The 13,252-nt window shown below is 37.0% G+C and carries 15 protein-coding genes; 8 read left to right on the top strand and 7 right to left on the bottom strand.

All coding sequences use genetic code 11. The features are described 5' to 3' along the window. Window positions 1-16: 16 nt before the first annotated feature. Both JM84_RS04280 and JM84_RS04285 read left to right on the top strand, forming a co-directional pair. Window positions 17-979, top strand: coding sequence for a type IX secretion system membrane protein PorP/SprF (locus JM84_RS04280; RefSeq protein ID WP_013750291.1), 963 nt, complete (start codon window positions 17-19; stop codon window positions 977-979). Between the two features lie 36 nt (window positions 980-1,015). Beyond that, window positions 1,016-2,965 (top strand): OmpA family protein, encoded by a 1,950-nt coding sequence (locus JM84_RS04285; protein ID WP_013750290.1) that lies wholly within the window; start codon window positions 1,016-1,018, stop codon window positions 2,963-2,965. A gap of 119 nt (window positions 2,966-3,084) precedes the next feature. Here JM84_RS04285 and JM84_RS04290 read toward each other — a convergent pair whose 3' ends face one another. Then, window positions 3,085-4,362 (bottom strand): metal-dependent hydrolase family protein, encoded by a 1,278-nt coding sequence (locus tag JM84_RS04290; RefSeq protein WP_013750289.1) that lies wholly within the window; start codon window positions 4,360-4,362, stop codon window positions 3,085-3,087. A gap of 3 nt (window positions 4,363-4,365) precedes the next feature. Then, on the bottom strand, window positions 4,366-5,499 hold the full coding sequence (locus tag JM84_RS04295; protein WP_041295613.1) for a DegT/DnrJ/EryC1/StrS family aminotransferase: 1,134 nt from the start codon (window positions 5,497-5,499) through the stop codon (window positions 4,366-4,368). 137 nt (window positions 5,500-5,636) lie between these two features. Here JM84_RS04295 and JM84_RS04300 point away from each other — a divergent pair, with 137 nt between their 5' ends. Beyond that, the gene (locus JM84_RS04300; protein WP_041295790.1) at window positions 5,637-6,869 is read left to right on the top strand and encodes a 3-deoxy-D-manno-octulosonic acid transferase; all 1,233 of its coding nucleotides are present in this window, start codon (window positions 5,637-5,639) and stop codon (window positions 6,867-6,869) included. Between the two features lie 25 nt (window positions 6,870-6,894). On the opposite strand, the gene JM84_RS04305 is transcribed toward JM84_RS04300, so the two are convergent. Further along, a complete protein-coding gene (locus JM84_RS04305; RefSeq protein ID WP_013750286.1) occupies window positions 6,895-7,554 on the bottom strand; it encodes a DUF2461 domain-containing protein in 660 nt (219 codons plus the stop codon). A gap of 138 nt (window positions 7,555-7,692) precedes the next feature. Between JM84_RS04305 and JM84_RS04310 the strand changes: the two genes are divergently transcribed. From JM84_RS04310 to JM84_RS04320, 3 genes are read left to right on the top strand one after another with little or no spacing between them, the layout of a single operon-like run. After that, window positions 7,693-7,914: a hypothetical protein gene (locus JM84_RS04310; RefSeq protein ID WP_013750285.1), complete on the top strand. Its 222-nt coding sequence runs from the start codon at window positions 7,693-7,695 to the stop codon at window positions 7,912-7,914. Window positions 7,915-7,964: 50 nt separating this feature from the next. Then, on the top strand, window positions 7,965-8,192 hold the full coding sequence (locus tag JM84_RS04315) for a hypothetical protein (RefSeq protein ID WP_013750284.1): 228 nt from the start codon (window positions 7,965-7,967) through the stop codon (window positions 8,190-8,192). A gap of 40 nt (window positions 8,193-8,232) precedes the next feature. After that, window positions 8,233-8,472, top strand: a complete 240-nt coding sequence (locus JM84_RS04320; RefSeq protein ID WP_013750283.1) for a hypothetical protein — start codon at window positions 8,233-8,235, stop codon at window positions 8,470-8,472. 54 nt (window positions 8,473-8,526) lie between these two features. On the opposite strand, the gene JM84_RS04325 is transcribed toward JM84_RS04320, so the two are convergent. Next, window positions 8,527-9,297 carry a helix-turn-helix transcriptional regulator gene (locus tag JM84_RS04325; protein ID WP_013750282.1) on the bottom strand — a complete coding sequence of 257 codons (771 nt, stop codon included), beginning with the start codon at window positions 9,295-9,297 and terminating at the stop codon, window positions 8,527-8,529. 239 nt (window positions 9,298-9,536) lie between these two features. On the opposite strand from JM84_RS04325, the gene JM84_RS04330 reads away from it, so the two are divergent. Next, complete coding sequence (locus JM84_RS04330; protein WP_013750281.1) at window positions 9,537-9,929, top strand: hypothetical protein; 393 nt, start codon at window positions 9,537-9,539, stop codon at window positions 9,927-9,929. A gap of 105 nt (window positions 9,930-10,034) precedes the next feature. Here JM84_RS04330 and fabD read toward each other — a convergent pair whose 3' ends face one another. The 3 genes from fabD to JM84_RS04345 all read right to left on the bottom strand — a co-directional run bounded on the left by fabD (window position 10,035) and on the right by JM84_RS04345 (window position 11,943). Continuing rightward, complete coding sequence (fabD, locus tag JM84_RS04335) at window positions 10,035-10,919, bottom strand: ACP S-malonyltransferase (RefSeq protein ID WP_013750280.1); 885 nt, start codon at window positions 10,917-10,919, stop codon at window positions 10,035-10,037. 95 nt (window positions 10,920-11,014) lie between these two features. Next, window positions 11,015-11,500 (bottom strand): dihydrofolate reductase, encoded by a 486-nt coding sequence (locus JM84_RS04340; RefSeq protein WP_013750279.1) that lies wholly within the window; start codon window positions 11,498-11,500, stop codon window positions 11,015-11,017. Continuing rightward, window positions 11,497-11,943: a 2TM domain-containing protein gene (locus JM84_RS04345; RefSeq protein WP_013750278.1), complete on the bottom strand. Its 447-nt coding sequence runs from the start codon at window positions 11,941-11,943 to the stop codon at window positions 11,497-11,499. Before JM84_RS04345 ends, JM84_RS04340 begins: the two co-directional genes overlap by 4 nt. 63 nt (window positions 11,944-12,006) lie before the next feature. Here JM84_RS04345 and JM84_RS04350 point away from each other — a divergent pair, with 63 nt between their 5' ends. Continuing rightward, window positions 12,007-13,077 carry an aminotransferase class V-fold PLP-dependent enzyme gene (locus JM84_RS04350; RefSeq protein ID WP_013750277.1) on the top strand — a complete coding sequence of 357 codons (1,071 nt, stop codon included), beginning with the start codon at window positions 12,007-12,009 and terminating at the stop codon, window positions 13,075-13,077. Window positions 13,078-13,252 lie beyond the last annotated feature (175 nt).

Consider the following 13,252-nt stretch of genomic DNA (forward strand, 5'->3'; position numbering starts at 1 on the left):
AATTAAATAAACACCTATGAAAAAAACATACATCGCCATAGTAGCCCTGGCAGTAGTCGTTTTAGGTCTTACAACTGAAACTGCAGTAGCACAACAAGATGCTCAGTACACGCAGTATATGTATAATACATTGAGTATAAACCCAGCCTATGCCGGTGCAAGGGGAGGTCTAAGTGTATTAGGATTACATCGTAGTCAGTGGGTAGGTCTAGATGGAGCTCCTAGAACGCAAACGGTTTCCATACATTCTCCAGTAGGAGAGTCAAAACGTGTAGGACTTGGTTTAAATATTACTAATGATGAGATATTTATAAGTAATGAGACATATATAGATGTAGATTTTAGCTATACAATACCTACCAGTGATGAGGGAAAGCTAGCTTTTGGATTAAAAGGAGGTGTACATTTACTTGATATTAATTACAGCGAGGCAAACCCATTTCAAAATGGGGATAATCTAGCTACGGCTCAAAATAATATTGATAATAAATTTTCTCCACAAGTGGGACTTGGTATGTTTTATTATACAGATAAGTACTACTTAGGATTAAGTGCTCCTAATTTATTGCGTACAGAACACTTTGACGACAGTGATAACTCAAACAGCACAAACTCGACGTTTCTAGCACGTGAGAGAATCAATTATTACTTGACGACGGGATACGTATTTGATATTACTCAAGACTTCAAATTCAAGCCTGCAGGACTTGTAAAAGCTGTTCAAGGAGCACCACTACAAGTAGATGTAACTGCAAATGCGTTACTCTATGATAAATTAACACTTGGTCTTGCATATAGATGGAGTGCAGCATTAAGTGGTCTGGTAGGTTTCCAGATTACAGATAGTTTAATGATAGGATTTGCTTATGATAGGGAGACCACAGAGCTACAACAATTCAATAATGGTAGTTATGAAGTGTTCTTAAGGTTTGAAGTATTTAAGCAGCCTAAGCAATTAATATCTCCACGTTTCTTTTAATTCTTTGTAAGTAGAAGATTTTTAAAACACATATTTATGAAAAAAGTATTCCACTATATAATTATTTTATCCTTCATTTTTGGTGGTGCCCTTGGGTATGCTCAAGAAGGTAAGGTTAAAGTTGCAGGAGAAAAATTTGAAGAATTTGCATACGTAAATGCACGTGATTTGTACTTACGAGTTGCAAATAGAGGATTTACCTCTCCAGAGGTTTTTTCAAAACTAGGGGACTCTTATTATTTTACAGCAGACTATGCAGATGCAGTACAATGGTATGAAAAGTTAATTGCGACAGGAGGAGATATCGCACCTGAGTATTATTTTAGATACGCGCAATCACTTAAAAGTATAAAGAAATACGACAAGGCAGATAAAATGATGGCTGTATTCGTACAAATGAGCGGTACAGATACTCGAGGGGAAATGTTTGAAAAGGAACGTGACTATCTCAAGGAAATAGAAGCACAGTCTGGAAGATATGCTATACAGCAGGTTAATTTTAATACAGAATTGCAAGATTTTAGTCCAAGCTTTCTTGGTGAAAGAGTTGTAATTTCTTCAAATAGAAAGAGTAGCACTGGTGACTACATCCACGATTGGAATAATCAGCCTTTCTTAGACTTATATGTTGTAGATAACGCAAAAGGTGAAAACCCTACTATTGAAAAATTTTCAAAAAATATAAACACTCCTTATCATGAGAGTAGCTCTGTCTTTACAGAAAGTGGAGATGAGATGTATTTTACGCGTAACAATTACAGTAAAAAAACAAAACTCAAAAGAGATGAAGATGGAACTACAAAATTAAAACTATATCATAGCTATAAACGAGGCGGTTCATGGAGCATTCCAGAAGAGCTTCCTTTTAATAGTGATGAGTACTCTACAGCGCATCCTGCATTGAGTCCTGACGGTTCAATATTATACTTTGCATCAGATATGCCAGGAACAAAAGGATTAAGTGATATATGGATGTCTACTATAAATGAAGATGGCACTTATGGAGCACCTGTAAACCTAGGAAGCGAGATTAACACAGAAGGAAGAGAAACCTTCCCTTTTGTGAGTAGCGACAACAAATTGTTTTATGCCACAGATGGCCACATAGGTCTTGGAGGATTAGATGTTTTTGTTACGCAATTAAGTGATGAGGGTAAGGTAGGAGCTTCATATAATATAGGAAAGCCTGTTAATAGTAGTGCAGATGATTTTGGACTTATTTTAAGCGAATCTAGAGGAACTGGATATTTTTCATCAAGCCGAGCATCTGGTTTAGGCAATGATGATATTTATAGCTTTACAAGAGATAGAAAGATCCTAACTAATTGTGCTCAGAATATTGTAGGTACGACAAGAGATGTAAAGACAGATGAAATACTTCCTCAAACTACAGTGACATTAAGAGATAAGGTAAACCAAGTTGTAGCAACGGTAACAAGTGATGATCTAGGGAATTTTACTTTTAGTGATGTAAATTGTAATGAAACTTATGTGGTGCGAGGTACAAAGGATAATTATGAACCATTTGAAGTGATATTAACAACTAGTACGGATGTTGGAGGCGTTATTAACAGAGATCTGTATCTTAAGCCAGACGCCAGACTTGATATAGGTGGAGACCTTTCTAAAATATTAGAACTTAATCCTATTTATTTTGATTTTGATAAGTCAAATATACGTCCAGATGCCTCTCTTGAACTTGAGAAGGTGATAGCAGTGATGCAACAGTATCCTGCGTTAAAAATTGACGTTAGATCACATACAGATAGTCGTGCGCCAGATGCTTATAACATGAAACTTTCTCAACGTAGAAATGTATCTACTATACGTTATATTGTGCAACAAGGAGGTATTGAAGCTTATAGACTCACAGGTCGCGGCTATGGAGAAACGCAGCTTACAAATGCGTGTGCTAATGGAATAGAGTGCACTGAAGAAGAGCACCAGCTTAATAGAAGGTCAGAATTTATTATAATGGCAAAATAAAATCTGTCTATAACTATAAAAAAACCTCGCTCAGTAATGAGCGAGGTTTTTTTATGGGTAATGTCGAGCTTCTTAAACTCTTAAGAAAATGTGTGTCAATTAATATTACTTATATGTCTTTACTGCTTGTATACAACACCATCTTTCATAACAAAAGAAACACTTTCTGTTGTTGCTATGTTTCGGGTTGGGTCATCATCTGTTGCTACAATGTCTGCAAGATAACCAGCAGCTATTACCCCTAACTTACCTTCCATATCTAATAGCTTTCCATTTGTGATGGTAGCAGATTGGATAGCGAACATAGGTGACCATCCATATTCTGTCATGTAGCGAAACTCTTTTGCATTCTCTCCATGAGGAAATACTCCGGCATCTGTTCCAAAAGCTATGTTTACTCCAGATTGTGCAACCATGGTAAATGTCTTTTTAAGTGTAGCATCTACTTTTTCAATCTTAGGAATAATAATGTCTGGATAGTATCCTTTTACTTTTGCCTTAGCTGCAACATATTTTCCTGCAGATAGTGTAGGCACTAGATAGGTTCCATGTTGTTTCATGAGTTTTACGGTTTCTTCATCCATAAAGGAGCCGTGTTCTATAGTTTGTACACCAGCTTTGATAGCGCGTTGCATACCTTCTTTTCCGTGGGCATGCGCAGCGACGTGCATTCCGTATTCTTTGGCGGTGCGCACAATCTCATCTACCTCCTCTTGGCGAAACTGTGGGTTGTCTCCGTTCTTACTCACGCTAAGTACTCCACCAGTTGCGGTAATCTTTATTAAGTCGGCGCCATTTTTATAGCGTTGTCTTACTGCTTTTCTAGCATCGTCTACACTATTAATAACTCCTTCGGCCGGACCAGGATCACCCATATTAACCTTTTTAAAGCCATTTGTGGGATCTGCATGACCTCCAGTGGTTCCTATAGCCTTTTCGGCAGTAAAGATGCGTGGACCTCTCGTTGTGCCGTTATTTATAGCATTTCTTAAAGATACATTTACACCGCTTCCTCCTAAATCTCGTACAGTAGTAAATCCTGCCATGAGTGTTCTCTCTGCAATTTCGGCAGCAGTAAAAGCTACGTCTGCTTCATTTTTAGTAAAGGTTTCCAGATATTGTTTCGGATTGGTCTCACTCTCGACGTGCACGTGCATGTCTATAAAGCCAGGCATTACTGTCTTTGACTTAAGATCAATGATGGTCTGGCCACTTTTCGCGGAAGCGTAACCTTTCTCAACTTTTATAATGCTATTGCCTAAAATGGTTACTGTTTGTTCGGTTAAAACTTTTCCATTTTCTGTGTCAATCAGTTTCCCGCAATGGAGAAGGGTTTCTTGACCTGATAGCATAAAACTTGTAAATACGACAAGTAGTAGAGAGAGGTGGTATTTCATAGCTTATTTATTTACAAAATCAATAATAGTTTTAGTTATAAATGCAATTTGATCATCCTCTAGTTCTGTGTGCATAGGTAAGGAGATACAATCCTTCACAATAGCATTAGTCACTGGGAAGTCTGCCTCATTATAGCGAGTGTCTTTATACGCCTTCTGGCTGTGTAATGGTATTGGATAGTACACTCCACAAGGAATACCATTTTCATTAAGATGTTTTACTAGCGCATCGCGATCTGTATCATTTACTCTAAGTGTGTACTGGTGAAAGACGTGGCAATCACAGCTGTCACATATAAATGGAGTTATAATTTTAGGCTCATTTGTAAAAGCGGCAGTGTATTTACGAGCAGCATCTCTTCTGGCCTTATTGTAACTGTCTAAATGAGGTAATTTTGCTCTAAGTACCGCAGCTTGTATGGAATCTAGCCTACTATTAACACCTACTACATCGTGGTGATAACGCTCATACATACCGTGGTTTACTATTCCTCTAATGGTGTGAGCTAGCTCATCATCATTTGTAAAAATAGCACCACCGTCGCCGTAGCATCCTAGGTTTTTAGATGGAAAGAAAGACGTTGTACCTACGTGTCCTATACCACCAGTTTTAACTTTCTGTCCGTCACGGCCAGTAAATGTAGAACCTATTCCTTGTGCGTTATCTTCTATTACGTAAAGATTATGCTCCTTAGCAAGATCCATAATGGCATCCATATTTGCTGCCATCCCAAAAAGGTGCACAGGTACTATTGCCTTAGTTTTTGGAGTAATTGCCTTTTTTATGGCTTCAATATCGATGTTAAAGTTTACAGGGTCAACATCTACTAGTACCGGTGTAAGCTTTAAAAGCGCGATAACTTCTACAGTAGCGGCAAATGTAAAATCTGCAGTGATTACTTCATCACCTTGCTCTAGACCTAGGCCCATCATAGCAATTTGTAAAGCGTCTGTGCCGTTTGCACAAGGAATAACATTTTTTACCCCTAGGTATTCCTCTAGTTCTTTTTGAAAGGCGTGTACTTCCGGTCCGTTTACAAAAGCGGTATTTTCAATCACCTCCATGATTGAGCTATCAACGCGTTCTTTGATCTGTGCATATTGACCTTTAAGGTCGACCATTTGGATTTTTTTCATCGTATAGTGGGAGGGAAGCAAGTGGCAACCCTGCAAGTGTAGTTATGAATACATGTGATTTTTCACACAAAACGAAATTACAAAAACTACAACCGCTTAACAATCTATTTATAGAACAAAGCACTATTTTTGAAACCATGCATAAATTGTATTCTCTTTTAATCACGCTTATTCAAGCGCTAATTCCAGTAGCTGGTTTTTTTAATGCAAAGCTTAAAAAGTCTATAATTGGGCGTAGGCACACCTTGAAAACCCTTAAACGAGAACTCATAGCTGGCAAGCCTACTATCTGGATGCATGCAGCCTCTTTAGGAGAATATGAGCAGGGAGTGCCCGTTCTTGAAGAGTTAAAAAAGAAGTATCCAGAACACCAGATGGTAATAAGCTTTTTCTCCCCTTCTGGTTATGAGATTAAAAAGAATAACGCTTTCGCGAAAGCTACCGTTTACCTGCCATTTGACACCCCAAAAAATGTTTCTAGGTTTTTAGATATAGTATCTCCAGAGATGGTGTTTTTTGTGAAATATGAATTCTGGCCGAACTATTTAAGCGAACTCAAACGCCGAAAAATTCGTACGTTTTTGATTTCAGGGGTATTTAGGGAGAGTCAGCCATTTTTTAAGCCTTATGGAAAGTGGATGACGCCATCATTAAAGAGCTTTGAGTACTTTTTTTTACAAAATGAAGATTCTGCTATTGCATTGCAGAAGTTGGGATTTAAAAATTTTAGCGTAAGCGGAGATACCAGATATGATAGAGTAAGTCATCAAATTGAAATGGATAACACTTTAGATTTTGTTCATACTTTTAAGAATGACAAAACATGTGTAGTATGCGGCAGTACTTGGGCAGAAGATGATAATGTGATTGTAAATTTTATTAATCTTAATGAAGGAATAGCAAAATTCATAATAGCACCACATGAAATTAAGCCAGATAAAATTGCGTTGCTAGCCTCAAGTATTAAGGGTAGAGTAGTCCTATACTCTCAAATGAGTGCAGCGTCACTGGCGTCTTGCGATGTATTGATTATAGATACTATAGGTCTTCTTACTAAAATATATAGCTATGCAGATATTGCTTACGTGGGTGGAGCGATGGGAACTACAGGACTGCATAATATTCTGGAGCCAGCAACCTTTGGTGTACCCATAATTACAGGAGGCAATTTTGATAAGTTTCCGGAAGCAAAAAAGCTACAGCAACTCGCAGGACTTTATGCCGTAACTAATCAGGCCGAATTTGATGAGCGTTTATCCAAATTAATCTTAGATGAAAAATTTAGAGCGCAAACAGGGATGATTGCGGGACACTTTATTAATAGTAATACGGGTGCCACAAAAGCGATTGTTGACTACTTGAGTAATTAGTTTACTCAAAACTAAATGACGGTTTCTAAGTTACTATAGATACAGCCTCTCTTAAGTATCTTCTAAAGGGGAGCATCTCTTTATAGACTGTTATAATTCTTTTTTCAAAATCATCTGCTAGTACTTGTTCTTGTGAGAGTGTCACTTCTACTGCAAACGTTTTATTTCTTAATAAATCTATGTGTGGGTGCTCTTTTGAAAATCCTTTTGGAGCTGTTTTAAGTTTATCGTCCTCCCATAAACCACCAAAGGTTTTTATAAAACTAGGTTTGTTAATAATAGCTTTTAACTCCTCACCATTATAATCTATGGCTTCGCGTATACTTTGTAATATCTCTTTTTTAGGCCTCCAAAAACCTCCTGCTAGTAAATTCTGACTGAGACCTATTTCAATATAAAAATCTCCTTGTTTTGTTTTCTGGTCTAGTCCGGCACCTATGTGATTTTTGTAAATAGGTTTGTTAGGATGAAACATCAAATTGTTATTGATGCGATTGATTGCTTTTTTACCTGGGGTGTCAAAATACTCAGTATCAAATTGCGCGAGTTGGTCATTTAAGTGATTAAGCCATTTGATGTGATTGTCTCGTATATGATGATACTCATTTCTATGAGTATCCATCCACTCTTTTGAGTTGTTCTGTTGTAGTTGTTCTAAGAAATTGTAAGTGTCTCTAAAATCCATAAAATAAAATTAACAGTTTTTATCTATAAAAGATCTAGATATTCAAAAGTTAACGAATGATTTAGAAAACATTGGTTATAAATTATGTTTATGGATGTATAACTAATATACATTTGTACTCTAAACAACCATCAAATTATGAAAACAAGAAATATCACACTCATCGCTCTATTAATTGCATCGTTTACAATAGCAAGCTGTAGAGAGACTGAGGTAAAAGAAACTACAGTTGTTAAAGAGGTCCAAGTAGAAACTGAAAGAGACAATGAAGGCATTTTAGAAAGAGCAGCAAAGAAAGTAGATAATAAAGTAAATGAGGAAATTGACGAAGAGATAGAAAAAATAGGAGACGACAACTAAAAGTCGCTCACGTTCGTATATCACTTAATTAACTATTTAATTTATTTAAAATGAAAAGAATTTTTTTAAGTCTAACACTTGTAGCTCTTTTAGGAACCTCATTTACACTTACTTCTTGTAGAGAGAATAAAACTGTGGAAGTATCTACAGACAATGATGATGTAGAAGATGCAATGGATGATGTAGAGGACGCTATGGATGACGCTGGAGATGCTATAGAAGAAGGTGTTGACGAGATTAAAGAAAATACAGGAACTGGTGGTACAGACGATAATTAAGTCTAATAACCACTTGTTTTAACAACCAAAATTTAAAATTATGAAATCATTAAAAATAGGAGTTTTGGCTCTTGGTATCCTTGCGGTATCATTTACATCTTGTAAAGAGAAAAAAACTGAAGCCGAAGTTATTATTGAAGAAGCAAAGGCTAAAGGTGACGTAACTAAGGAAAAAGATACTGATGATGGCTACAAATTAAAGGTAGAAGGCGTAGACGGTTCTGAAACTAAGGTTAAAGTAGATGAGGACGGAGAGGTAAAAGTAAAAACTGATAACTAATTATCAAGTTTATATTGTAAAAGGTCGATAGCTCACGGAGTTATCGACCTTTTTTTATGCTTTAAATTGTGTCATCTGTGCCTTAAGATCTAGCATTGATTGCTGCAGTTCTTTGAGTAAACTATTGCTACTTCCTTCGTCAAGACTAAAAGTGAGCTTACTATTTACCTGCCATATTTCTTGAATGTCACTTACCGCTACTTCGTAAGGCACATATTCTTCATTTATAGATATTAATAGCACCTTCTTGGAATCTGGCATTTTCTGTAGTTTCTTTACAACTACGGCGTCTTGTAAGACAATGACATACACTTTATTATCACTAGCATAGTCTAAGCTCTCTACTCCTTTTGCAAGTACCCAATCGTCTGGTCTAAAACTAGGCATCATACTGTCGCCTTCTATTTGAAAACCTCTGTAAGTAGCGTTACGATACTGTGGGATAGGAAAATCAAAGGCTGGTAGTTTTTGATACCACTCTACATCTGCAATATTATTAGGATATCCGGCAGCTGCTTTTTGATTTACCAGCACCATGTTTTCATTATCATCTTTATCGACTACAACAACCTTAGGACTTACATCACTTTTGTCTGTATTGAGATGTTTTTGCTTGCTATAGCCATAAATCCATAATGGATTGATATTGAAGAGTCTCAATAGCTCAGTAATAACTTGTCCAGATAGTTTTGTTCTACCACGTTCTATATCTGCCGTGCTATTTTTTATTCCTAATTTATCTGCAAATTCTGCCTGTGTGAAGTCGTGATCTTCGCGTACTTCTTTAAATCTGCGTATTTCTGAAGGTAAATCATTTATGCCCATAGGGTAAATGTATGAAAATTAGGAATAATTCCTACCATAAATTGTTTTATTAATTTTTTTAGAAAAATTCAAGAAATGCATTCCAAATCAAGTTTTTTCTTAAATCGTTAATATATTGACATATTACCTAAGAATTTTGCATTTAGTCGATAATCAGCTTATAATACAGAGCTATCATGCTATGAGAATGTGAAATTATGTTAAATTCGCGCATCTAATTATCCAAACAAATTTCAATTATGAAAAGATTTATTTTAAATGTTGCTGCTTTAGCATTAATCGTAGGAGCTGTTTCTTGTAGAGAAATGGAAGAAAAAGCAAACGAGGCTGGAAATGCTGTTGAAAACGCTGCAAATGCAACTGGTGATGCTCTTAATGACGCAGGAAACTCTGTAAAAGATGCCGCTGGTGAAGCTGCTGATGCTGCTGGCGATGCTGCAAATGAAGCTGGAAATGCTATCGAAAACGCTACCGATGCAACTGTAGAGGGTGCAAAAGATGCTGCGAATGCAACTGGTGATGCTATAAACGATGCTGCTAATGCAACCAAAGATGCTGCAAACGATGCTGCAGATGCAACTAGAGATGCTGCAAATAAAGCTGGTGATGCTGTAAAAAAAGCAGTAAACTAATTTATATATAGTTTACAAAAATTATAATGTATTAAGACATTGTAATTTTTAGACAATAAAAAACCAGCCCTAGGGCTGGTTTTTTTATGGCTATGTGTTGATACTTTATTCTGGAAGCGCTGCGCTACTTGCCGTCACATCTCTGTTTATTTTTCTCATAAGACCTTGTAAAACTTTACCTGGTCCTACTTCTATAAAATCCGTTGAGCCATCGGCAATCATTTGTTGTATAGTTTGTGTCCATTTTACAGGAGCAGTAAGCTGTGCGATAAGATTTTTTTGAATCTCGCTAGCACTTGTAACAGCACTAGCAGTCACATTTTGATAAATAGGGCATACTGGGTTTTTAAAAACTGTATTCTCTATCGCTGCTGCTAGTTCTTCACGAGCTGGCTCCATCATAGGAGAGTGAAAGGCACCACCTACTGGCAGCACTAGAGCACGGCGTGCACCTTTTTCCTTCATAGCCTCACAAGCTTTGTTAATCGCTTCTACCTCACCAGAAATAACAAGCTGACCAGGGCAGTTGTAATTTGCTGCTACAACAACACCAGCAATTTCATTACAAACTTCTTCTACGACGTGATCTTCAAGACCTAAAACGGCCGCCATAGTAGAAGGTCGTAATTCACATGCCTTTTGCATCGCTTGAGCACGCTTACTTACTAGTTTAAGACCATCTTCAAAGTCTAACGCACCACTTGCCACTAGTGCAGAGAACTCCCCAAGAGAGTGACCAGCAACCATAGAAGGTTCAAAATCTGTCATCACTGTTTTAATAGCAATTGAATGGATGAATATGGCAGGTTGTGTAACGTTAGTTTGCTTTAAATCCTCTGCAGACCCTTCAAACATTACATCTGTAATATTAAAACCTAATACATCGTTTGCCTTTAAAAAAAGGTTCTGTGCAAGAGGGTATTTTTCAAAAATATCTAGACCCATTCCTGAGAATTGGGCTCCTTGTCCTGGAAATATATATGCTTTCATAAATTAGAATTCATTAGTTGGCGTAAAAATACAAAACCTAGAAGATACCTGTTGTTATTACGTTTTCGCGAAAGCGTTAAAACTATAAGACGGGGTTATGAGCTTTTTTTCCAGCTTTGAAACGTAAACCCATTTTTATGTCTATCATCTACGTCGTGAAAAACACTGCTTACTAACTCCCATTGGTTTGTGTTAATCTCTGGGAAAAAAGCATCTGCTTCAAATTCATTATGAACGCGTGTGAGTTCTATGTGTGTGGCATAGTCCATCCCTAATTTGTAAATCTCACCACCACCTATAATATAAGTATGAGCTTCATCCTTACTGTAAGCTAGTGCATCTTCAAGAGAATGTACTACAATAGCATTTTCTGCCTTATAATTTACGTCACGAGTGATCACTATGTGCGTGCGATTAGGTAATGGTTTAGGGAAAGATTCCCACGTTTTACGTCCCATTATAATGTGGTGCCCAGTGGTTAATTGCTTAAAATGTCTAAAATCGTCTGGCAAATGCCAAGGGATGTTACCATCTTTTCCTAAAGCATTATTTTCTGCAGCTGCAGCAATCATCGTTATCATAGGAGCGTATTCTGGTTGTCTAGTGGTAGGGATGGCCCCCTCATTAATGGACTTTTTTTTTCTGGTAATGGATTTGATAAAGCGACATTTTCTTCCAGCTCTGCTATGCGTACTTTCTGTTTGGCAACAAGTCTATCGAGGTGCTTTTGTTCCCACTCTTTATTCATAAACTTGCTCATGAGCAATACGTTTATAAGGTGTATGAGGAAAAAGAAGGTCCATATAAGTATTGCCCACACAAACCATGGCCTTTGGAATGGTTTAAATTCTTCACCTACATGAAGTACTTGGTTAATAACAATAAGTAAGATTGCGCCAGCAAGAAATGTAACAAAGTGTCTATAGAGATTCTTCTTTTGACGCACGCGTGCTTGCGCGTTTTCAATAAGTTCTTTTTGAACAGGGTCAATAGAAGTAGTAGTTTTCTTTGAAAATAGTGACATAAAATGCGACCTTTAGATGGTTATATAAAATTAGCCATTTTGAGCGTCAATAGTAAATAGCTTATGAAAAATTTTGCAAAACTCTTTCCTATTTTAAAACAGTACGCATATCTCAACACTGCGGCATCGGGCTTATTATCACTGCCTGTGATGGAGTGGCGTCAAGAGCATGATCTCGATTTTCTTATACAGGGTAGTATACTTAAAGAGAATCAAGCAAAAGTGCTCACAGGCGTACGAGAAAAGGTAGGCAAGCTTTTTTCATGTAAAGCAAACAGAGTCGCACTTGTGCCTAATTTTTCTTACGGATTCAACACGCTTATAGAAGGGATAACAACGCATAAAAAAGTACTTCTTTTAGAAGGAGATTACCCTTCGGTAAACTGGCCTTTTGAGAGTCGCGACTTTGACCAGAGTTATATAAAAATTAAGGGTGCTATTGAGGAGGAGATAGCAACCGCTTTCGCGAAAGCGCAACCAGATATATTTGCATTTTCTATGGTACAGTGGTTATCTGGTATAAAAATCAATCATGAGTTCCTTAAAGAGTTAAAGTCAAAATATCCCGACACCTTATTTTTTGCTGATGCTACGCAATATCTAGGCACCGAAATGTTTGATTTTGATAATTCTGCATTTGATGTGATAGGAGGAAGTACTTACAAGTGGATGAATGCTGGATATGGTAATGCATTATTTTTATTTAAAGAGTCTGTAGCAGAGCGTGTAGCTCCTAGAACTACAGGTTTTAATTCTATACAAGGAAAGTACAAACCTCAGGAGGGTAGTTTTTTAGGAAGGTTTGAGCCAGGTCATCAAGACACACTTAACTATGGAAGCTTAGGAGTTGCCATCGATGTGATACGACAGCTAGGTATGAAAACCATAGATGAAAAAGTAAAAACTATAAACGCTAAAGCAAAAGAAGCCTTTGCCGAGAGAGGACTTATTTCAAAAGAAATTATAGATCGAGTAGATCATGGTTCATTTTTTAATATCAAGGGAAATGACCAGCTTGTCGCACGATTAAGGGATGAAGGAATAATAACTATTGCACGAGGTGAAGGTGTGCGGGTAGGATTTCATTATTTTAATACAGAAGAAGATCTCAATAAATTGCTAGCTCTTGTGTAGCATCAAATAAGGGTTGCGTGTAGAGTTTACGATTAATACAGTACTAACTTTGTGATGTTCGATAAACAATTACGACACTTTTAGGAAGTGCAAACGTTTTCGCTTTGTGGCTTTTTAATTTTAAAGCTCCCAAAATTGTTATATCGTAAAAATAAGGTTAAACTATTGATATGAT

The organism is Dokdonia sp. Hel_I_63 (assembly GCF_007827285.1).
Lineage (GTDB): Bacteria > Bacteroidota > Bacteroidia > Flavobacteriales > Flavobacteriaceae > Dokdonia.